The sequence below is a fragment of the Acinetobacter sp. CY17 genome (assembly GCF_059515825.1).
In genome coordinates this window covers 30,952-52,937 of the sequence record NZ_JCAKMX010000017.1, presented here as the reverse complement: position 1 = coordinate 52,937, position 21,986 = coordinate 30,952, and the positions used below count along the sequence as shown (strand labels likewise).

The 21,986-nt window shown below is 43.2% G+C and carries 24 protein-coding genes; 11 read left to right on the top strand and 13 right to left on the bottom strand.

The window, feature by feature from the left end; genetic code table 11:
• The first annotated feature begins 75 nt into the window (after window positions 1-75).
• The 11 genes from benA (at window position 76) to AC5YCI_RS11900 (ending at window position 11,098) form a co-directional block, all read left to right on the top strand.
• The gene (gene benA / locus AC5YCI_RS11950; protein ID WP_496175578.1) at window positions 76-1,458 is read left to right on the top strand and encodes a benzoate 1,2-dioxygenase large subunit; all 1,383 of its coding nucleotides are present in this window, start codon (window positions 76-78) and stop codon (window positions 1,456-1,458) included.
• Window positions 1,455-1,958 (top strand): benzoate 1,2-dioxygenase small subunit, encoded by a 504-nt coding sequence (gene benB, locus AC5YCI_RS11945; RefSeq protein WP_496129627.1) that lies wholly within the window; start codon window positions 1,455-1,457, stop codon window positions 1,956-1,958. Before benA ends, benB begins: the two co-directional genes overlap by 4 nt.
• A 110-nt stretch (window positions 1,959-2,068) precedes the next feature.
• Entirely contained in the window at window positions 2,069-3,085 is a 1,017-nt protein-coding gene (gene benC, locus AC5YCI_RS11940; RefSeq protein ID WP_496129628.1) for a benzoate 1,2-dioxygenase electron transfer component BenC, read from the top strand.
• Window positions 3,086-3,100: 15 nt separating this feature from the next.
• Window positions 3,101-3,886: a benzoate diol dehydrogenase BenD gene (gene benD / locus AC5YCI_RS11935; protein ID WP_496175577.1), complete on the top strand. Its 786-nt coding sequence runs from the start codon at window positions 3,101-3,103 to the stop codon at window positions 3,884-3,886.
• 53 nt (window positions 3,887-3,939) lie between these two features.
• Window positions 3,940-5,175: a benzoate/H(+) symporter BenE gene (gene benE, locus AC5YCI_RS11930; protein ID WP_496175576.1), complete on the top strand. Its 1,236-nt coding sequence runs from the start codon at window positions 3,940-3,942 to the stop codon at window positions 5,173-5,175.
• Entirely contained in the window at window positions 5,172-5,843 is a 672-nt protein-coding gene (locus AC5YCI_RS11925; RefSeq protein WP_496129631.1) for a 3-oxoacid CoA-transferase subunit A, read from the top strand. The genes benE and AC5YCI_RS11925 overlap by 4 nt, the downstream gene beginning before the upstream one ends.
• Window positions 5,844-5,863: 20 nt before the next feature.
• A complete protein-coding gene (locus AC5YCI_RS11920) occupies window positions 5,864-6,517 on the top strand; it encodes a 3-oxoacid CoA-transferase subunit B (protein WP_496175575.1) in 654 nt (217 codons plus the stop codon).
• A gap of 130 nt (window positions 6,518-6,647) precedes the next feature.
• Entirely contained in the window at window positions 6,648-7,853 is a 1,206-nt protein-coding gene (gene pcaF, locus AC5YCI_RS11915) for a 3-oxoadipyl-CoA thiolase (protein WP_496175574.1), read from the top strand.
• A 48-nt stretch (window positions 7,854-7,901) separates the two neighbouring features.
• On the top strand, window positions 7,902-8,681 hold the full coding sequence (pcaD, locus tag AC5YCI_RS11910; protein WP_496175573.1) for a 3-oxoadipate enol-lactonase: 780 nt from the start codon (window positions 7,902-7,904) through the stop codon (window positions 8,679-8,681).
• A 297-nt stretch (window positions 8,682-8,978) separates the two neighbouring features.
• Window positions 8,979-10,460 carry a PAS domain S-box protein gene (locus tag AC5YCI_RS11905; RefSeq protein WP_496175572.1) on the top strand — a complete coding sequence of 494 codons (1,482 nt, stop codon included), beginning with the start codon at window positions 8,979-8,981 and terminating at the stop codon, window positions 10,458-10,460.
• Window positions 10,451-11,098 (top strand): response regulator transcription factor, encoded by a 648-nt coding sequence (locus AC5YCI_RS11900; RefSeq protein ID WP_496175571.1) that lies wholly within the window; start codon window positions 10,451-10,453, stop codon window positions 11,096-11,098. The genes AC5YCI_RS11905 and AC5YCI_RS11900 overlap by 10 nt, the downstream gene beginning before the upstream one ends.
• 49 nt (window positions 11,099-11,147) lie before the next feature.
• Here the strand turns inward: AC5YCI_RS11900 and AC5YCI_RS11895 are convergent, their stop codons facing one another.
• The 13 genes from AC5YCI_RS11895 to AC5YCI_RS11835 form a co-directional block, all read right to left on the bottom strand.
• A complete protein-coding gene (locus tag AC5YCI_RS11895; RefSeq protein WP_496175570.1) occupies window positions 11,148-12,140 on the bottom strand; it encodes a 2Fe-2S iron-sulfur cluster-binding protein in 993 nt (330 codons plus the stop codon).
• Window positions 12,141-12,145: 5 nt separating this feature from the next.
• The gene (locus AC5YCI_RS11890) at window positions 12,146-12,478 is read right to left on the bottom strand and encodes a non-heme iron oxygenase ferredoxin subunit (protein WP_092766730.1); all 333 of its coding nucleotides are present in this window, start codon (window positions 12,476-12,478) and stop codon (window positions 12,146-12,148) included.
• Complete coding sequence (locus AC5YCI_RS11885) at window positions 12,475-13,245, bottom strand: SDR family oxidoreductase (RefSeq protein ID WP_092766729.1); 771 nt, start codon at window positions 13,243-13,245, stop codon at window positions 12,475-12,477. The genes AC5YCI_RS11890 and AC5YCI_RS11885 overlap by 4 nt, the downstream gene beginning before the upstream one ends.
• The gene (locus tag AC5YCI_RS11880) at window positions 13,242-13,766 is read right to left on the bottom strand and encodes a flavin reductase family protein (RefSeq protein ID WP_496175569.1); all 525 of its coding nucleotides are present in this window, start codon (window positions 13,764-13,766) and stop codon (window positions 13,242-13,244) included. The genes AC5YCI_RS11885 and AC5YCI_RS11880 overlap by 4 nt, the downstream gene beginning before the upstream one ends.
• Window positions 13,753-15,024 carry a styrene monooxygenase/indole monooxygenase family protein gene (locus tag AC5YCI_RS11875; protein ID WP_496175568.1) on the bottom strand — a complete coding sequence of 424 codons (1,272 nt, stop codon included), beginning with the start codon at window positions 15,022-15,024 and terminating at the stop codon, window positions 13,753-13,755. The genes AC5YCI_RS11880 and AC5YCI_RS11875 overlap by 14 nt, the downstream gene beginning before the upstream one ends.
• A 33-nt stretch (window positions 15,025-15,057) precedes the next feature.
• Window positions 15,058-15,534 (bottom strand): nuclear transport factor 2 family protein, encoded by a 477-nt coding sequence (locus AC5YCI_RS11870; protein WP_496130639.1) that lies wholly within the window; start codon window positions 15,532-15,534, stop codon window positions 15,058-15,060.
• A gap of 12 nt (window positions 15,535-15,546) precedes the next feature.
• Window positions 15,547-15,900, bottom strand: coding sequence for a hypothetical protein (locus AC5YCI_RS11865; protein ID WP_179998700.1), 354 nt, complete (start codon window positions 15,898-15,900; stop codon window positions 15,547-15,549).
• Window positions 15,901-15,911: 11 nt separating this feature from the next.
• The gene (locus tag AC5YCI_RS11860; RefSeq protein WP_496175567.1) at window positions 15,912-17,114 is read right to left on the bottom strand and encodes an aromatic ring-hydroxylating oxygenase subunit alpha; all 1,203 of its coding nucleotides are present in this window, start codon (window positions 17,112-17,114) and stop codon (window positions 15,912-15,914) included.
• Window positions 17,115-17,224: 110 nt separating this feature from the next.
• Window positions 17,225-18,559 carry an acetamidase/formamidase family protein gene (locus tag AC5YCI_RS11855; protein ID WP_496175566.1) on the bottom strand — a complete coding sequence of 445 codons (1,335 nt, stop codon included), beginning with the start codon at window positions 18,557-18,559 and terminating at the stop codon, window positions 17,225-17,227.
• A 45-nt stretch (window positions 18,560-18,604) separates the two neighbouring features.
• Window positions 18,605-19,198 carry a SphA family protein gene (locus AC5YCI_RS11850; RefSeq protein WP_496175565.1) on the bottom strand — a complete coding sequence of 198 codons (594 nt, stop codon included), beginning with the start codon at window positions 19,196-19,198 and terminating at the stop codon, window positions 18,605-18,607.
• A complete protein-coding gene (locus AC5YCI_RS11845; RefSeq protein ID WP_496175564.1) occupies window positions 19,159-19,482 on the bottom strand; it encodes a hypothetical protein in 324 nt (107 codons plus the stop codon). The genes AC5YCI_RS11850 and AC5YCI_RS11845 overlap by 40 nt, the downstream gene beginning before the upstream one ends.
• 264 nt (window positions 19,483-19,746) lie before the next feature.
• The gene (locus AC5YCI_RS11840) at window positions 19,747-20,787 is read right to left on the bottom strand and encodes an enoyl-CoA hydratase/isomerase family protein (RefSeq protein ID WP_496175563.1); all 1,041 of its coding nucleotides are present in this window, start codon (window positions 20,785-20,787) and stop codon (window positions 19,747-19,749) included.
• 9 nt (window positions 20,788-20,796) lie between these two features.
• Entirely contained in the window at window positions 20,797-21,981 is a 1,185-nt protein-coding gene (locus AC5YCI_RS11835; protein WP_496130649.1) for an acyl-CoA dehydrogenase family protein, read from the bottom strand.
• Window positions 21,982-21,986 lie beyond the last annotated feature (5 nt).

The following is a 21,986-nucleotide window of genomic DNA, read 5'->3' as shown; positions in this document are numbered from 1 at the left end:
CATTCAGTCGGAATCGGGATAATCCATCCATTATCCCGATGACTTCCCCTCAATTTGGAAAGTCGGAGAACGTCCATGCCACGTATTCCTGTAATTAATACCAGCCATCTAGATCGTCTTGATGAGTTACTTGTAGACAACTTTGAGACAGGTGAGTTTAAACTTCATCGTTCAGTTTTCACTGATCAAGCCCTTTTTGATTTAGAGATGAAATACATCTTTGAAGGCAACTGGGTTTACTTGGCGCACGAAAGCCAAATTCCAAATAATAACGATTACTACACAACATATATTGGTCGTCAGCCAATCGTTATTGCACGTAACCGCCAAGGCGAGTTAAATGCGATGATCAATGCATGTTCACACCGTGGTGCACAGCTTTGCCGTAACAAACGTGGTAACAAAGCAACCTATACTTGCCCATTCCATGGTTGGACATTTAATAACTCAGGTAAACTTTTAAAAGTTAAAGATCCAGCAGATGCAGGTTATTCTGATTGCTTTAACAAAGAAGGTTCACACGACCTGAAAAAAGTTGCACGTTTTGCAAACTATAAAGGTTTCTTATTCGGTAGCTTAAACCCAGACGTATTACCATTAGAAGAATTCTTAGGTGAAACGACTAAAATTATCGACATGATCGTAGGTCAGTCTGATCAAGGTTTAGAAGTTTTACGTGGTGCTTCAACGTATACCTACGAAGGCAACTGGAAACTGACGGCTGAAAACGGCGCAGACGGTTACCACGTATCAGCAGTTCACTGGAACTACGCTGCAACGACTCAGCAACGTAAAGAGAAAGAAGCGGGTGACAACATCCGTGCCATGAGCGCTGGTTCTTGGGGTAAACAAGGCGGTGGTTCTTACGGTTTTGAAAACGGTCACATGTTACTTTGGACACAGTGGGCGAACCCTGAAGACCGTCCTAACTTCCCGAAAGCAGAAGAATATGCTGAAAAATTCAGCCCTGCAATGTCGAAGTGGATGATCGAACGTTCACGTAACCTGTGCTTATATCCAAACGTTTACTTGATGGATCAGTTTGGTTCACAAATCCGTGTCCTTCGCCCGATCTCTGTCGATAAAACAGAAGTGACCATCTACTGTATCGCACCTGTAGGTGAAGAGCCAGAAGCACGTACACGCCGTATTCGTCAATATGAAGACTTCTTCAACGCTTCAGGTATGGCAACTCCGGATGACTTAGAAGAATTCCGCGCATGTCAAGCAGGCTATGCAGGTATCGAGCTTGAATGGAACGATATGTGCCGTGGTTCTAAGCATTGGATCAATGGTCCAGATGATGCTGCAAATGAAATCGGTCTTAAACCAAAACTTTCAGGCATTAAAACTGAAGATGAAGGTTTATACCTTGCACAACATCAACATTGGTTAGAAGAAATGAAACGTGCGATTAAAGCAGAGCAAGCTTTAGCTGAACAAGGAGATCACGCATGAGCAACGCGAATCTTGAAGCAACTTTAGAATCAGTGAGCCAGTTCTTATTTAAAGAAGCGCGCCTACTTGATGATGAGCAATGGGATGAGTGGTTAGCGTGCTATGCACCTACAGCCTCTTTCTGGATGCCATCTTGGGATGACTACAATACTTTAACTGAAGATCCACAATCTGAGATCTCGTTAATTTATTATCCAGATCGTCAAGGCTTAGAAGACCGTGTGTTCCGTATTAAAACAGAACGTTCTTCTGCAACCATGCCGGATACACGTACCAGCCACAATGTAAACAACATTGAGATTCTTGAGCGTCATGAAGACAAGGTTATTGTACGTTTTAACTGGAACACTTTAAGTTACCGCTACCAAAAATCGTACAGCTACTTTGGTATGTCACGTTACGAAATCGATTTATCAGGTGATCAACCACAAATTTTAAATAAATATGTGGTACTTAAAAATGATTACATCAACCAAGTGATTGATGTTTATCACCTCTAATAAGTTCTTTTAAGTGCTTTTATTTTTACAAGCACTGCCTTTAGCTAAAAGGATTTTTAGCTAAAGGTTTCTCTCTCTGTTCCCCAGATTTTTTTATAGGATTTTCAGCCATGTCAAACCACAACATTGCTCTTCAATTTGAAGATGGCGTGACACGCTTCATTTCAGTTGCTCAAGGTGAATCTTTATCTGACGCCGCTTATCGTCAAAAGATTAATATTCCACTAGATTGCCGTGACGGCGCATGTGGTACTTGCCGTGCATTTTGTGAATCGGGTACATATGACATGCCTGAAGAAACTTATATTGAAGATGCACTGACGCCAGAAGAAGCTGAGCAAGGCTATATCCTAGCCTGCCAATGCCGCCCTACTTCTGATGCGGTATTCCAAATTCAAGCATCTTCTGATGTCTGCAAAACAGAAATTCATACTTACCAAGGTACTTTGGCAAGTGTAGAAAACTTATCAGAATCTACTATTACCTTTGATATCCAATTAGACGAAGGTCAACCAGACATCAACTTCCTTGCGGGTCAATATGTCAACGTAGGTATTCCAGGCACGCAAGAGACACGTTCATACTCTTTCAGCTCTAAACCAGGTAACCGTTTAACCAGTTTCGTTGTTCGTAACGTACCTAACGGTAAAATGAGTAGCTTCTTAAGCGAAACAGCGAAAGTTGGCGACAAAATGACATTTACGGGTCCATTTGGTAGCTTCTACTTACGTAATGTTGCACGTCCTGTTGTAATGCTTGCGGGTGGTACAGGTATTGCCCCATTTATGTCGATGCTTCAAGTATTAGAAGAAAAAGGTTCTGAGCATCCAGTACGCCTTGTATTTGGTGTGACCAATGACTTCGACTTAGTTGCACTTGAAGAACTGAACAAATTACAAGAGAAACTTTCTTGGTTCGAATATCGCACAGTGGTTGCAAGCCCTGAATCTGCGCATGAGCGTAAAGGTTATGTCACAGGTCATATCGAAACAGAATGGTTAAATGGCGGTGACGTAGACGTTTACCTCTGTGGTCCTGTACCAATGGTCGATGCGGTTCGTGGTTGGTTAGATGCAGAAGGTGTTAAACCGGCGAGCTTCTTATTCGAAAAATTCTCAGCAAACTAATTGAGAGCGATTCAAATGTCTGATCGTCAAAGATTTTTAAATAAAGTTGTGATCGTGACTGGTGCCGCGCAAGGCATTGGTCGCGGGGTTGCCTTACAAGTTGCCAGCGAAGGCGGACACGTTGTCATGGCTGACTTTTCTGACTATGTCGATGATGTGCTTGCAGAAATCACCAATGCAGGCGGTCAAGCGATTGTAGTGAAAGCCAACCTAGAAACTTTCTCAGGTGCACAATCCGTTGTTGCCAAAGCAGTTGAAAGCTACGGTCGTGTTGATGCCCTCATCAACAACGTCGGTGGTGCAATTTGGATGAAACCTTTTCAAGAATTTTCTGAAGAAGAAATCATCAAAGAAGTCAATCGTTCATTGTTCCCAACCCTATGGTGCTGCCGAGCAGTTCTACCTGAAATGTTGAAAAACAAACAAGGAACGATTGTAAACGTTTCTTCAATTGCAACACGCGGCATTAACCGTATCCCTTACTCTGCTGCCAAAGGCGGTGTAAATGGTTTAACGGCATCTTTAGCATTTGAACATGCCAAAGATGGCATCCGTGTCAATGCGGTTGCAACAGGTGGTACAGAAGCACCGCCGCGTAAAGTACCGCGTAATGCTGCGCCAATGTCTGAGCAAGACCAAGCGTGGATGCAACAAGTGGTCGATCAAACCATTGATCGTACCTTTATGGGTCGTTATGGCACGATTCAAGAACAAGTGAATGCAATTACATTCCTTGCTTCAGATGAATCATCTTATATCACAGGTACAGTGGTTCCTGTGGGTGGTGGTGATCAGGGTTAACCTGATCTCCCCCTCTCATTTGCAGGATCATTGACGCAAGGAGGCATCATCCAATGGCAACCCTGTTAAAAACATTACAAGAGGATTGGTCGATCTCAGCCACAGTTGCAGGATTTTTAGCTGTGCTGATTTCTTATGCCGGCCCGCTGATTATCTTTTTCCAAGCCGCGCAGCAAGCTCAAGTCTCTCAAGAGATGATGATCTCTTGGATCTGGGCCATTTCCATCGGTGCTGCGTGTGCTGGGATTTTTTTATCACTTAAATATAAAGTCCCAATTGTGACAGCATGGTCAGCACCGGGTACTGCCTTACTGGTTACTTTATTCCCTGAATTGTCTTTAAATGAGGCCATTGCTGCTTATATTACCTCAGCTGTGGTGATTTTTCTGATTGGGATTTCTGGTTCCTTTGACAAACTTTTAAAGTGGATTCCACAAAATATTGCCGCTGCCATGATGGCGGGCATTTTATTTCAATTTGGCTTAAGTTTATTTAAAGCCAGCGACTCCATGCCATGGATTGTGTTTGGTATGTTGGCTGTTTTTTTGCTCGCCAAACGTTTGACTCCACGCTACACCATGTTATGGGTACTTTTATCCGGTGTCATCTTGGCGATGTCTTTCGGGCAAATTAATCCAGTGACTGTCGACTTTCAATTGGCGGTACCGCAGTGGATTCAACCTGAATGGAGCTGGTCATCGACCTTAAACTTTGCCCTGCCGCTGATTTTAGTCAGCTTGTCTGGTCAGTTTTTACCAGGCATGTCGATCATTAAACTCAGTGGGTATGACGTCCCAGCCAAACCCATTATTGCAACGACCAGTATCGCCTCCCTTGCTGTGGCATGTATGGGTGGAATTACCATCGTTTTAGCCTCTATTACCGCTGCTTTGTGTATGGGTAAAGACGCCCATGAACTCAAAGATAAACGTTATATCGCTGGCATCGCCAACGGTGTTTTTTACATTTTAGGGGGTTTATTTGCTGGCAGCATCGTGATGCTGTTTAGCCTACTCCCTAAAGAGTTGATTGCAGCACTGGCTGGACTGGCTTTACTGGGTGCGATTGCCAGCAATATTTCTGTAGCCATGCAACATGAAAATCAACGCGATGCTGCACTATTAACCTTTTTAGCCACTGCTTCTGGGATGCAATTTTTGGGTCTCAGTTCAGTATTCTGGGGCATTTGTATTGGCATGTTGGCGCACCTGATCTTAACACCGCGCGCCGTGCCAGCCACAAAGGCACCGTCCTCTTCTAAACCTCATTCATCTAAGGAAACGACATGATTGATAAAAGTTCAACGTCAATGCAAGCCGCACTGGCACAAATTAAAGATGGTGCCACCATCATGATCGGTGGCTTTGGGACAGCAGGTCAACCTGCCGAACTGATTGATGGTTTAATTGAGCTGGGTGTTAAAGACTTGGTGATTGTTAATAACAATGCTGGAAATGGTGATTACGGTTTAGCAAAGCTGCTGCAAGCAGGCGCTGTGCGTAAAATTATTTGTTCTTTCCCACGTCAGTCAGATTCTTATGTGTTTGATGAGCTTTACCGTGCAGGCAAAATCGAGTTAGAACTTGTCCCACAAGGCAACTTGGCGTGCCGTATTCAAGCAGCAGGTATGGGCTTAGGTCCAATCTACACCCCGACAGGTTTTGGTACTTTGCTTGCTGAAGGCAAACCAACCCTCAACTATGAAGGCAAAGATTACGTTTTAGAAAACCCAATCAAAGCAGACTTTGCTTTAATTAAAGCGCACAAGGGCGACCGTTGGGGTAACTTGGTGTACCGTAAATCTGCACGTAACTTTGGTCCAATTATGGCACAAGCAGCAGCAGTAACAATTGCACAAGTATCAGAAGTAGTTGAATTAGGTGCTTTAGACCCTGAGCACATCATCACTCCGGGTATTTTTGTACAACACGTTGTACAAGTTAAACCAGCACAGTAATTTGAGATTGGAGAAATAAAATGAGTTATCAAAAACTAACCCGTGATCAAATTGCTGAACGTGTTGCACAAGATATTCCTGATGGTGCTTATGTCAACCTTGGTATTGGCTTACCGACTAAGATTTCGAGCTATTTACCTTCTGACAAAGATGTATTTTTACATTCTGAAAATGGTTTATTGGCTTTTGGTCCACCCCCTGCAGAAGAAGACCGTGATCCTGAGTTAATTAACGCAGGTAAAGAGTTTGTGACTCTATTAGAAGGCGGTTCTTATTTCCACCACGGTGATTCATTTGCCATGATGCGTGGCGGTCACTTAGACATCGCTGTCCTTGGTGCGTTCCAAGTAGCGGAAAATGGCGACCTTGCCAACTGGCATACAGGCGCACCTGATGCAATTCCTGCGGTTGGCGGTGCCATGGACTTAGCCGTTGGCGCGAAAAAGGTCTTTATTACCACGGATCACGTGACTAAAAAAGGCGAACCAAAAATCGTGGCTGAGCTATCTTATCCTGCAACAGGTTTGAAATGTGTAGACCGCATTTATACCGACCTTTGTGTGATTGATGTGACACCTGATGGCATGAAAGTCATTGAGAAAGTTGAAGGCTTATCTTTTGAAGAACTTCAATCTATGACTGGCGCAAAACTCATTGATGCGACTCAAGGCTAATTTATCAATCCTCCCTAAATTCCTCCTTCATTAAAGGAGGGACTTTCCACCCAATGAATTTAAGGATTGGGAACTCTTCCCTTTTTTAAAGGGAGGTCGGGAGGGATTCAAAGATTTAGGACATAAATAAATGAAAAATGCATATATCATCGATGCCATTCGTACGCCATTTGGTCGCTATGCAGGCGGTTTAGCGCCTGTCCGTGCTGATGACTTAGGTGCAGTGCCACTTCAAGCACTGATGCAACGTAACCCAAGCATCAATTGGGAAAAAGTTGACGATATTATTTACGGCTGTGCCAACCAAGCGGGTGAAGACAACCGTAACGTCGGTCGTATGTCTGCACTGCTTGCTGGTGTACCGTATCAAGTACCAGCAACAACAGTAAACCGTTTATGTGGTTCATCGCTTGATGCCGTGGCGATGGCAGCCCGTGCCATTAAAGCGGGTGAAGCAGACCTGATTGTTGCAGGTGGCGTAGAATCTATGTCACGCGCACCACTGGTAATGGGTAAACCAGAAAGTGCTTATGGTCGTAGTCAAAAACTTGAAGACACCACCATGGGTTGGCGTTTTATCAACCCAAAACTCAAAGAGATGTATGGCGTTGAAACCATGCCGCAAACTGCGGAAAACTTAGCGGAACAATTCAACATCAGCCGTGAAGATCAAGATAAATTTGCCTTCAACAGCCAACAACGTACCGCAGCGGCACAAGCCAAAGGTTTCTTTAATAATGAAATCGTGCCTGTGGTGATCCCACAGCGTAAGGGCGATGCAGTTGTGATTGATACGGACGAGCATCCACGTGCATCGACCACTTTAGAAGGTTTAACCAAGCTAAAACCTGTGGTAAAAGCAGATGGTACAGTAACAGCAGGTAATGCCTCAGGTATTAACGATGGTGCAGCAGCAATTTTGATTGCCTCTGACGATGCAGTTGCAACGTATGGTTTAAAACCGCGTGCCAAAGTGATTGGTGCAACGGTTGTCGGTGTTGAGCCGCGCATTATGGGCTTTGGTCCTGCACCTGCCATTAAAAAGTTACTGGCACAAACGGGTCTCACTTTAGAACAGATGGATGTGATTGAGCTCAATGAAGCCTTTTCAGCACAAGCATTGTCTGTAACGCGTGATTTAGGCTTGGCTGATGATGAAGCCCGTGTCAATCCAAATGGTGGTGCAATTGCACTGGGTCATCCACTCGGTGCATCGGGTGCGCGTTTAGTGACCACAGCAATCAATCAACTTGAACAAATTGGTGGCAAATATGCACTTTGCTCAATGTGTATTGGTGTTGGTCAAGGCATCGCTTTAATTATCGAACGTGTTTAACTATTAAAACCCCCCTCCCTTGTATAAAGGGAGGTCGGGAGGGATTCTATGCCTATTTTTACATCTCAAGACGCTGAAATTAATTACCAAACTTTTGGTGATGCCTTGAAACCTGCAATCGTATTTTCGAATTCACTCGGTACCAATTTCAGCATGTGGCAAGCACAAATTGAGTGCTTTAGCCAAGATCATTTTGTGCTTTGTTATGACACGCGTGGTCATGGTGCATCATCAGCGCCAAAAGGCCCTTACACCCTTGATCAACTCGGTCAAGACGTTGTGAATTTACTCGATCACCTAAATATTGAAAAAGCCGCTTTCTGTGGGATTTCAATGGGTGGTTTAACTGGTCAGTGGTTAGCCATTCATCATGCAAACCGTTTTAGCCATGTTGTGGTATGCAACACGGCTGCCAAAATTGGTCAAGAACAGGCTTGGTCTGATCGTGCAGCACTTGTACGTGAACAAGGTTTAGCACCGATCGCATCGACTGCTGCAGGCCGCTGGTTTACTGAAGCCTTTGTTCAAAGCAACCCAGATATCATTGCAAAACTTTCAAACGACTTAGGAGCTGGCAGCCCCGAAGGTTATGCAAGTTGCTGTGAAGCTTTGGCGAAGGCGGATGTATCTCAACAATTACAAGATATTTCTGTTCCTGTTCTTATTGTTGCAGGTCAACAAGACCCTGTAACCACTGTTGCAGATGGTGAATTTATGCAACAACGCATTACAGGTAGCCAACTATTTGAAATTAATGCATCGCATATTTCAAATATCGAACAGCCTGAAGCCTTTAACCAAGCTATTACAGCTTTTATCCAGTCATAAATCTTTTGTGCTGAGTGAGTGTCCTCGATCTCAGCACATTTTTTCTACATAGATCATGCTTAAAAGAGCATGATTTTTTTATGTTCTAAAAGCGGTATATATTTTGCTTGAACTTTCATGATTTCTTCAGTATGACTGACGATGTAGCTTTATATGCTTAAAGTATACAAACTCTAATCGGTACGAATTGCAGTTTGTATGACTTTGCGCCAATATAGTACAACATAAAAAATGTTCATCACTGAAGAAGAACACCCTCTACCAGATAGCCGGATGCCATCAAGAGTAAGGAAAAACATGAGCAGTTTAAACTATTACAAAACCATCTTTGATCAAGCTGGTGATGCTATTTTTATTCACGATATCAATTGTATTGACTTTATTGATGTAAATCAGGCCGCACAGCAACTGACCGGTTATACAAAGGCTGAATTACAATCCATGAATGTTGAACAAATTAGTGTGTTCGAACATGGTTTTAATTTTCAACAAGCGTTGACTAAAGTCAAACAAGCCGCCCTTAATCAAGCGATCACCTTTGAATGGTTAATTTCATCTAAAACTAAGCGCAACATCCCTGTTGAAGTCTGCTTAAAAGTGGTTGAAATTTCTAATGAACTTAAATTACTTGCCTTAGTACGTAATATTAGTGAGATCAAGCAATACCAATATGCGCTACAATCCCAAGACCAATACTTTAAATTATTACTTGAGCACTCAGGTGATGGGATCGCCATTGTTGATATTCAAGGCAAATTGCTCTATGCCAGCCCATCCTTAAAAAGGATTTTAGGATATCGAGAACGTTTTGTACTCAATAAAAATATCTTAAGCATTATTCATCCTGATGATCGTGGCCATGTTCGTAAAATGCTGTTTCAACCGCCAACCTGTGGCGACGAAAATCGTCTGAACTACAAGATTCTGCACCATAATGGACGCTGGTGCCATCATGAAGCCACTTATCGAAATCTACTTCAACATCCCAATATCCAGGGAATTTTAATTAATTATCGCGATATTACAGAACGAGTGAAAGCTGAGGAAAAAGCCCGTGCGCGAGAAAAACAACTTGGACATTTATCACGTTGTAAAACCATGGGCGAGCTTGCCACAGCACTCGCACACGAGCTTAATCAGCCTTTAGCCGCATTAAACAATTATATCGGTGGCAGTATTATTCGCATTCAACAAGGTCAAGCCAGTACACCAGAAACTTTAGTTGCCTTAAACTCAGGCTTAAATCAAATCCAACGCGTCAATCGTATTATTCAAAGTATGCGAAGCTTTTTACGCAAGGGTGAAGCGAATTTTCAAATTCACGCTGTGAATCATCTGATTCAAGAGCTACACCCTTTAATTAAGCTTAAAGCAGATCAAGGTGGATGCACGATTCATTATGAACTCAGTGTCTCGCCGATCTTTATTTCTGCGGATGAAACGCTCTTTAGTCAGGTTATTATCAATCTGGTCTTTAATGCAGTGGATGCTTTACAAAATAATCCTGAGGGTAAAAGAGACATCTATATCCGCACTTGGCAACATAACCAACATGTTCGGATCGCGATTGCAGATAACGGCCCTGGACTCGAAGGGCTAAATCCAGAACAAATTTTTGAATCTTTTTATTCAAGCAAAAAAAATAGCATGGGTATTGGCTTAACGCTATCTCGGAGCATCATTGAAAACCATCATGGTTACCTATGGGTCTGTGAAGGTCAGTCAGGTGCCATTTTTAATATTTCTTTGGCGGCACAGGAGCGTGCAAAATGTATTTAACCAATTCTCATGTTCCTGAGCCTATTGTATATGTCATTGATGATGATCAAGATATTTGTAATTCACTGACATGGTTACTCGATTCAGTGCAACTCGAAACCAAAATATTTAACAGTGCGACTGAATTTCTTAACTTTCATCGCCCGCAAACACCTGCATGTTTAATCCTTGACATTCGTATGCGAGGGATGAGTGGCTTGCAATTACAACAACAACTCAATCAACAAAAAATCCGTATGCCAATCATTTTCATGACCGGTCACGGCGACATTCCCATGTCGGTCAACGCGATGAAGGCTGGGGCATTTGATTTTTTAGAAAAACCGTTTAATCCACAGCACATGCTCAATCAAATCCAAGCCTGTCTGCAACTTGCCGAACAAGACTTTATTGAAGAAGAGAAACGTCAAGAGCAGATGCTTAAATTAAAATCTTTATCACCAAGAGAAAGTGAGATTATTAATTTATTGGTCGATGGACTGTCGAGTAAACATATCGCACAAATGTTGAATATCAGCCATAAAACGGTAGAAATTCACCGCACGCATATTCGTCAAAAATTAGGAACTGAATCGATTGCTCAGATCATCAATATGGTCTTGATGTGTCGTGATCGCTCAATACCGGCGATGGGTTAACCATCGCCTGAGCGAGATAAACTAGCAGAAGAATGGGGGGTTCATTTCATTAAAAGAATCGATCAAAATGAATTTGTTGTTGTGGAATACCGGCTTGATGGGCCATTTGTTCAATAGATTTCACCATCGGTGGCGGACCTGCACAGTAAATTTCATGCGCAATCAACTGTTCACCCAATACGTCATGAATCACGTCATGAATAAACCCCGAACGAACACCTTCGATCAACTCTGATGAAGTTGCTGGCACATAGTTCAGCCGCTCCCCCAATTCAGTCCAATCGCGTAATTGATTTTCAGTAAACAAATCACGTTGCTCACGTCCACCATGGAAAAACCAGACTTTATGATGTTGTAAATGTGGGTTAACTGCAACGCCACGAGCAATTGCCAACATAGGAGCAAGTCCAGACCCACCAGCCACACAGACAATCGGACGAGGTTGTTCTTGTAAATGCGCTAAACCGTACGGACCATCAATTTGTATTTCTGCTTGTTCGCGCAACTGTTCATCAAACAGTACATTGGTCATCTTACCATCAGGAACACGGCGGATTTGGAAGACCCATAAACCATCGTCATTCGGCAAATTGGACATCGAATAGGCACGAAGTAACTCTTGATTCACCCAAATTAAAGCGTATTGTCCAGGAATAAATTGTGCTGGCTCATCTGATTGAAAATGTACTTCCAAAATATCATGTGTCACCAAATGAGCATGCTTCAATGTTACTTTTTTTTGTTTTGGAATAATTTTAGGAACACATTGTTCGTCTAAACGAAGCTTAATCACGCAATCCGATTTGGGGCGACACTGACACGCCAGTAACCGACCTTTACGTTTATCACGATCGCTTAATCCAGGTGCATCTGCCCATAAATTTTCTACTTCACCTGACAGGACTTCGATTTTACACGTCCCGCAACCACCCGCATTACATTCGTAAGGAATGCCTAGTCCTTCACGTAAGCCACCGCGTAGCAATACATCATTAGCTGAACAATAAAATTCGGCTTGACCGTCTATTTGGATTTTATACATCGGCATCACTCCACCAAATAAACATTATTGTCACGTACAATCGATTGATAGGTTTTCAGTGGAATCGTACAAGGTGCACCACATGGTTCACCGGTTTTGATATTAAATGCACCCGCATGAAATGGGCACTCCACTTCACAGCCATCAATCTCACCATCTGCCAATGATGCATCACCATGTGTACACGTATCATCGGTGACATAGAACTCGCCATCTTCTAAGTGAAACACTGCCAATGGCGGATAACCGTCAATAATGATTTGTAGTCCCTCACCCTGTTCCACATCAGAGGTTGAACACAAAAATTTCTCAGCAACATTGGTCATTTTAATGTTCATTGAGTTAACTCCTCTATCGGTGAATCTGTGGCTTCAGGACCTAGAATGTGATAACCACCATCGGCATGAATCACACTGCCTGTAAGTAATTTTGCTTTCGGGCTACACAATAAACTTAATGCTTGTGCGACTTCCTCTGCATCCGCAATACGTCCTAACACATGGAAACGTCCTGCCACTCGATCAGTTTTGGCGCGGTCTCCGCCGGAAATCATTTGCATTGGGACGGACCAAGTCCAACCTAATGAGAGTGCATGTACACGAATACCATCTTGTGCTAGATCCAGTGCCATGCTTTGTGTGAGTTGCTCTAAAGTTGCTTTAGATGCTGGATAGACCCAGCGTTCTTTTTGTGCAATACGTGCACTGACACTGCTGATATTAATTACGGCACCATCAGTACTTTTTTTCAAAAGTGGTCGACATGCTTGTACTAACGCTGCGTGACCAAATACCGTGACATTGAACGTGTTTTGCCAATCTTGACGTGTAGATTCAGATCCATGATCTTCATACAAACACGCTAGGTTAACCAAGACGTCTAACTGAGTGAGTTTTCCACTTAATGTGCGAATACTGTCATCATTAGCGAGATCTAGAAATTCGTACTGAGCTTGGGTTGATTGTGCAACTTGCTGTCCTTGAGTTTGATTAATATCAGCAACAATGACCTGTGCACCTAAGCCTTTCAACTCTTGGACTACGGCTTGACCAATATGTGTCGCACCACCTGTCACCAAGACGACTTTTCCATCTAAGTCTGTCATGAAACCTCCTTGTACTCAGGCCATTCATTAAATTGTCCCTTGCAAAACAGCAGTGGACGTTGGTTACTGTGACGACATTGCTCAATTTTTCCTAAGAAAATTTGATGATCACCTGCTTCAATTTGTTGTTCACGTTTGCAGACAAACTGCACCACACACCCATCTAAAATAGGCGCTTTGGAATCTTGTATATTCCAAGTCCCATATTGAAACTTATCCGCAATCGGCTTAGCGAAGTTCAAGCCTACTTCCTGCTGCTGTGCACCTAAAATATTAATGGCGAAGTACTCAGCGCTTTCAAAAACAGATCGGCTGGGAGAATGATTGACTAAACTCCATAACACCAATGCCGGATCTAAAGACACTGAACTAAAAGAGTTAATCGTCAATCCTACAGGTTGTTGATCTTGGTCTAAGCAAGTGACAATCGCCACTCCTGTCGCAAAGCCACCAAATGCCTGACGGAGCGATTTTGCTTCCGCCAGATCAACATCCTGCCAAAAGTGTTCAGGCAGCTGCATGTTGAAACTCCTTTCTTGACAAGTATTCTTGTGCCCCAGCTTCTCCATCTACCGCTGGCCAGAAACCACATGGATTATTGAAATGCCCCATAAAATCATCCGCAATCGCTTGGTTTTGCGATGCTGCGCCTAACACTTGTAATAAGCTTTCACTTGGGGGGGTTAACAACAAGTTAGTGAATTCTGTGGTATATCGACCTGACTTTTCCCAGAATTGTTCAAAGACTTCCGACATCCAATCTGCACTAAACGCTTGATCGCCACGCGCTAAAATTGCCTCAAGATAATGTTCAACCATTCGGGTTGCATTGTTCGCACCTTGACCAGCAATTGGATCATTGACAATCACTGTATCCCCGATGCCCCAGATTTTCGCGCCATTGTCTAAGGTCGCAACAGGGTCACGGACTTCTGGACGAAAAGCACCCTTGAGCCATGCATTTGGATCACTTAATTCCATATTGTCAGGCATACGGAAACTTTGGTCAGGGGTAACTTTGGCAACTGCTTCTTTCATGCGTTGCACCATTTCTTCACCAGATGTCACATCATCAAAGATATCCATTGGACCATTCGGTACACACTCAAATAAGAAGCTACGGCATGGCCCATGTGTATGACTGTAGAACGGCATGCTGAAGTATTCGCCTGCACCTGCCACAAAGTTAAAATGCAAGGTCTGAGATGGTTGACCGTTCCAGCTATTTGGACCACAAAGATCGTCACCGACGACAAGTGCTGCAGCCAATTTGCGCGGAGGGGTGTGATGTACTGAGCGCGATTCGTTGCGCTTGAACAAACTGGTGATATTGCCCTTACCTGCAGCCAAAATCGTCAGGTCATTTTCTGCAGTGATCACTTGCAAATCTTCTGGACTGACATTTTGAATAATGAGCTTGCCACCACGGCGTGGATATTCCTCTAACCAACGGTGATATTTGGTTCGCTGATCCATGGCAATACCGTCATTTTTATGTAAATAACCTGTCACAGGTAACATGATCTCGCCGTTTGGTGCGCGAAAATCGACATGCAGCGCTTGACCGCGATGCGCTTTACCATCCCAAAAATTCAAACCAAGTTTACGTTCGAACTCTAATGTATTGGTAAAGAACATTGTGGTACTCACCATACGGCCGTGTAACAATTCATCCGCAGGGCGATCTACATATAAAGTGACATCATATTTGTTTTCGAGTAGCGAGAACGCCAATAATAAGCCTGCTTGTCCACCACCGATAATTGCAATTTTTCTCATCTTAAACTCCCTTAGGCCGTACTGATACAGTGCCTATATAGCTATATTCGGATAGGGTTGATTGAAAGTCAGATTCAGCTCGACACGATCAAATTTCCATTCACCCAACTCATCCCGACGTAATTCCGTTTTATAAAAACCACCTAAACAACTGGTGTTCGTTTGGTTGTGCTGTGTTGATGAATCTGCCAAATTACAGACCTCCCAAAGCATCCATGATGCGTTTGCATGATTTTGATCCATCACTTCAATGTCGGGCATGGCCATGATGTGTAAGCTCCAAACTACCTTGGCTTTGGCGATACTTGACAATCCATTCAAGATATTTTGACGTCCTTGATACTCTCCAAAACCATTGGCATACCAAACTGCATCTTCATGAAATACATGCTGTAAAATAGCTGGATTGTTGCGCTGATCCGCCGCTGTGGCATAGCGACCGATCAGGCTTCGAATCGCCTCGCAGGCCTCCAGATAATGCAAACGCTGTTCTAGATTGTGCTGGCTCATCCTGTATTCCTCTTAAACGTTGACCACGTCACCAGTTTCATAAATGAAACGGTTCTCAGCAAATGCATACGGTACGCCAACTGAACCCTTATAAAGCTCGATATGTGGTGCAACCTCAGCAAAACTCAGGCTTAACCAATACAATTTATGTAGCTCTTCAGGCAATGTGCCTAAAGCATATTGATCAAGTGCAGCGAGTAGCTTGCGCATTTCTGGCAAAATGGCATCATAAAATGCTTGCAACTCTTCTTTGGTTGAGTTCAAACGCGCTTCATGGCGTTGCTTACCCGTTCCTAAAGCCCATTTCGCGACAAAAGGTTCTAAGCTTGCAAAGTCAGCTGGCAATTGTGAAATGATGTTTGACATGTGCATTCTCCTTATGCGCGATTTAGATATTGTTCAAGAACGTGGTAACCGTGACGGATCAAGATTTCTTCATCTTGAAGGTGCATTACTTTTTTCGCTTTAGATTCAAGCGCTTCTTGCGTATCTTCCATGGTTGCGGTGTCTTCTAACCAAGCGTTACGTTGTAAGATTTGTGCAAATTCTTGCGCCCAACGCTCCGAGTAGGTTTTCGCTTTAGGAATGTAATAACGACCTTCCCAACGTGTTTGATTGTGCCCAACTGGCCAGAATTGATGGGTAAACCATACCCCTTCCGTCACATGCACCAAAATGTTTGGGAAAATGACAGAGAGTTCGAAAGAGAAGTCATCACGGTCATTTGGATTGACTGTTTTTGGTAACTGAACACGTTCATAGTGATTCACCAAAGATGCACCTGTGATCTCGCCCGACAATGCTGCAGCAGGTTTTGGATTGGCATTTTTGGTCAGACACACTGCACAGGTACGGTGATCACCAAACAACTGTACTTCCTGTAAGCCTGAAGCAAAGACATTCGGGAAAGAGCCTGCATGAATGGTTGCGACGTGGTAGGCTTCCGCAAAAGCATCATGTGCCACTTTCCAGTTACAATTTAATAAGGTGTTATACGCAAAGCATTCTTCCATTTCATGGAACGGGTAGCCCCCTAAATGCGTACCCATATCACCGAGGAATTCTTCAACGGATTGCGTGCCTTCGTTATCAAGATTAATGAAAATAAAGCCTTCCCAAACTTGGGTACGAATAGGTGCAAGACCGTTATGACCTTTATCAAAACAAGAAGTGAATTTTTCTTCTTCAGGTACGCTAACCAAATCACCTTTAGCATCGTAAACCCAGCCATGGAAACGGCAAGTCACAACTGCGGCTTTGTTTGAACCAAAGGTTTCATTGCCTGTTTCCACCACAACTTTATTGCCACGGTGTGAACAAATGTTATGGAAGCCACGGATTTCACCATCTTTGCCATGCATTAAAATGACTGAGGTTTTAGCAAAATCTAGGCGTTTTACTTTGTAATTACCCTTCTTTGGAATTTCTTCTACACGTCCCACTTTCAACCAGACTTTTGAGAAAACCTTTTCAATTTCTTCTTGATAGATCTCTGGTGAAATACATGGTTCAGTTGGAATAGGCTCAATCCCAAGTTCTGGATATAAATCGCCCCAACGGAGTTTTGCATTACTGTTCATATGACATTCCTGTTCAAATTATTGTTTCTAAATTCTAGGTTTAGTAAATTTCATGCTTCTTTGCGAACAGCGTTTGAAACGCCCGAATCAACCGCCGTTCAGGTGATGAATTAAAGTTGGTAATGTTCGCGGACTAAGTTTGCAATCCCTAGTTTTTCTAAAATTGGCATTGGGCATAAGAAGGTTGCACGTACCATTCCTGGTAAACGGCTGATTTCGATAGAGCCTGTAATTGTGCAGCGGTTCATGACTTCATCCACACTTAAATCTGTGACTTTTGCCGCACGTGCTAAAGCATTGTCGGTTGCATCATTGAGGTTTTTACCTGTTCCCATAAATGTGATTGGACCACTTTCTTCAATTTCAGTTTGTCCCCAACGCGCACCTAAAGCTTTTACTTTTTCACGCTCCTCTTTGCTAAATGGACGTGCCATTGGTGGTAAGTCATCGAACGCTTGAAGTAAAATTGGGCCATCAATGTTTAAACCTTTAATCACTTCCACTTGTAATTCTGTTTCGCCTGAAACGTCCGTGGCATGCCCTGCAATTTCACCATTGCCTTGTTGCGCATGCATATCACCCATATACACACCTGCACCTGGTACTTTCACAGGACAAATCAAAATACAGCCTGGACGAATCGAGTTGGTATCCATGTGGCCGTCAGTTTTGGCTGCAATCAGCTCCTCTTCGGTCATCCCGAATTTATGCGGTGCATCAATCAAATACTGACCAAAGTCGTGGCAGTTATGAGAATCTGGTAAGTCACGTGCAGGCGTTGTACCAATATTTCCAAGGAATGGACGCATGTGTGCAGCAACACCCGGCATGTCAGCACGTGCGAGCGATAGAATAGAATGTTGTGCCGCATGTTCAGGTAATGCAGAAAGCTCATTGGCATTACCTGCTAATTTGTTGGCAATCTCTTGATTGACCGTCAAACTCACTTTATTTTCTTCGTCCAACACGATCACATAACCATGTGAAAAGCGGAAAGCACTAACTTCTGCACCACAGTTTTTACAGTGAATCGCGTCTTCACCAATCCCGTCTACATAACTTGCAGGCTGTTCAGTACCACATGCTTCACAGTATTTCGCGACAAATGGATCACCTTTATAACGCCCCTCAACAAATTGCATCACACCAGATGAGGTCGCCGTAGAGGTCACGTGCATGTGTTTGATCTTTAAAGCGACAGCATCGCCTACCTCTGCACCTTCAATAAAGACGGGCAGTGTCACTTCATGCCCACCTTGGAATGCTGGTGTGATCATGGGACCCCAGCATCCTGGAGGTGTACCTGTTTTAAGTGTCCCACCATTTTTTAAAGGGCCAAGCATACGTTGGCTCGGTCCGACAATACCGCCTGAAAACTCATTCACCACTAAATAATCAACAGCTCCTGTACTGCCTGCTGCATAATCTTGATTCTCAATTTTCATAATTTTACCTCTGTATACTTGCTTTAATTTTTTAATAACAATGTTTTAAAATGGAATAGTGATATCAATTGCGAACTTTTGACCTTCTGGTCGGTTTTCCACATCAAATTCTTTTTGATATTTCGCTGCAATTGCATACCCTTTCGGGAATTGGTAGCGAACTTGTGGTCCTACGCTGGCTGCTTTGGCTTTAAAGTCACCTAAAATGGCACCTTCACCTGAGTCACCCTCAAGCTGACGATGAACATACCCTCCAACACCTACAGCCAAAGGTCCTATGTGCTTTGCAACTAAATAGTCGACGTGCAAAGCATTACCTGACTCATATTTGCTATCTTTATTCTCAAAATTGATGTCGTACATCCACTTGGTAGTGACTTCGATGCCTTGTTTATTTAAATATGTGGCTGAGATAACCGGTTGAATGGTGTAATAGTTACGTCCAATATTTGCGAGTCTATTTTTGTTGTAAGAACCAACTGGGATATAGAAGTCGACCCCTGTCGCCACATGCCAATCCCCTTTATGCCAACCTAATAAGAATGGGTCGATAATCAGATCACCCATCGCCATGTGATCATCTTGACCGCCACCAAGCGTTAAATCAGCATTGGCGTAGACAAGAAATGCATGCCCCATGTTGCGCCTAAGAATGTTTTGTCGCTGACATAGATGCCACGTGCAACTGTGGCAAAAGTATCAATTTTGAAATCATCAAATACTGGATGATTATTGTTGAATTTATCTGCGTTGTAGTATTGGTTATAACTGACGAGATACATGCCCGGTGGTGGCATTGCCCCACCTAAAAAACTTTCTGTTCCGTCAGGATAAGCACTTCCACCATTTTCAGCGGCTGATACAACACTGCTATAGCAGCATGCTAAAAGCATCACCGAGATCATGTGCTGAGCTTTGATCATCAAATGCCTTCCTATGTAAATGTTAATCTTTATACATTCACTTTAGTTAGAAAGAAGGCTGCGAGATATAAGGATAAATCTAGAATGGATTAAGTATTTTTAGCTATAAAGTAAGTAAAAATCGAATTCTCGCTATAAAAAAGTGATGCTCACTCAAATAAACTCCTTAACACGATAGGGGTTTTTACCTATATCAGCGCTGTAAACGCATGAGATTTTTAAATAAAAAAAATCCCCTTTCGGGGATTTTTTTATTTAAGCACGTCAAGCACTCAATGCTTTTTGCTCAGGCAGCAATGCCGAAATTTGCTGATCTAACTGTATTTGATCAGCGCGCCATTTTGGTTGTTTGTCTTTATCAATAATTAAGGCACGTACACCTTCAATAAAGTCGCCTTGTTTGAACCATAAGCTTTGTACTTCGCGTTCTAAGCTCATCGCTTGCTCACGAGATAATCCACGACCTAGCTGCTGTAGCTTAAGACTGGCACGCTTTGCGCTCGGTGAACGCTGGGCTAAGATTTCAAGCACCTGAGCGGCCCATGACTGATCCGCCTCATTTGCACTGGCTAATGCCACTTCAATTTCCTCAATGGTCTGTTGCGCAAAATAGCGCTGAATACGTCCTGCATCGAGCTGTAAGGCATGTTTTGGTACAGTATAACCAGCAATTAATGCTTGAAGACTGCCTAAATCTAAGGCTTTGGCTTGAATGATTTGCTGCTCAAGTTCAGTTAAATGCTCACTGAGTACCAAGGCATCAACCAGTTTTAGGGCAAAGGCGTCGTTAGCGCTGATTTGCTCACCTGTTAAGGCTAAATAGACACCAATTTCATCTAAACGCGATAAAAAGTAAGTCGCAGCCACATCTGGGAAATAACCAATCACGGTTTCAGGCATAGCAAAACGCGACTTTTCTGAACTCACGCGAAGATGACAAGCTTGTGCTAATCCAAAGCCTCCGCCTAAAACATAGCCATCTAATAAAGCAATTAAGGGTTTTTTAGACTTATATAGATCTGCCAACATAGCATACTCGTCAGCAAAGTAGTCTAAATGCTGATTTTGACCAGCATAATAACTGTCATAAATATAACGAATGTCACCGCCTGCCGAGAACGCTTTAGGACTATTCGAGCTAAGAAGAATAGCTTGCACCTGCGCATTGTCTTGCCAAGCTAAAACTTGTTGATGAATGCCTTGAATCATTTCAATGGATAACGCATTTAAATGTGCTACACGGTTTAAGCGAATAATACCGACCTTTCCATGTTGCTCAATCAGTAATTGTTGTTCTTGTGTCATGATTGTTCCTTATTGTGCCAAGCTGCGTGCAATGACGAGACGTTGAATATCACTGGTACCTTCGTAAATTTGGCAAATGCGCGCATCACGGTAAATACGTTCAATTGGGAAATCTTTTAAGTACCCATAACCCCCAAACACTTGTAATGCCTTAGAGCAAACACGTTCTGCCATTTCTGAGGCAAATAGTTTTGCCATAGATGCCTCAGTTAAACACGGTTGTCCTGCTTCTTTTAAACGTGCAGCATGGTGGACCAATTGACGGGCTGCAGCAATCTCGGTTGCCATACTGGCTAAGCGGAAAGAAATCGCTTGTTGTTCAAAAATCGGCTTACCAAAAGCCACACGTTCATGAGCATATTTGGTGGCCTCTTCTAAGGCAGCACGTGCCAAACCTACCGCTTGTGCTGCAATGCCAATACGCCCACCTTCTAAATTAGATAAAGCAATTTTAAGGCCTTCACCTTCTGCACCTAAACGCAAACTTTCATGAATACGCACGTCAGTTAGAGCAATTTGGCAGGTATCTGAGGCATGTAAACCCAGTTTTTCTTCAACACGAATCACTTCATAACCGGCGGTGTCACGTGGCACTAAAAAGGCACTCATGCCTTTTTTGCCCGCACTTGGATCGGTTACGGCAAAGACAATAATAACACCTGCATTATGGCCTGAAGTAATAAACTGTTTGGCACCATTAATCACATAATGATCGCCATCTTTAACGGCACGGGTTTTAATGGCTGCCGCATCTGAGCCGGTATGGGGTTCAGTTAAAGCAAAAGCACCAATCATCTCACCACGGGCCAAAGGGCCTAAAAATCGCTCTTTTTGCGCTTGGGTACCATATTTTAAAATAGGTACGCAGCCCACAGAGTTATGCACACTCATAATGGCTGAAGTCGCACCATCGGCTGCGGCAATTTCTTCTAAAGCCAGAACATAAGCCAAGTTACCCGTTGCAGAACCGCCCCATTCTTCGGAGACCAACATACCTAACAAGCCCAGCTCCCCCATTTGTTTTAAGGCTTGGGCCGGAAATTCACCTTTAGCATCCCAATCCCCAGCATAGGGTTTAATTTGTTCTTCAGCAAAACTTCTGGTCATGTCTTGAATCAGTAATTGCTCTTCTGTGTACTGTGTTGCTGATGGAAAGCTTGCGGCTTGATCACTATGGCTTTGTTCATATTGCATATTCA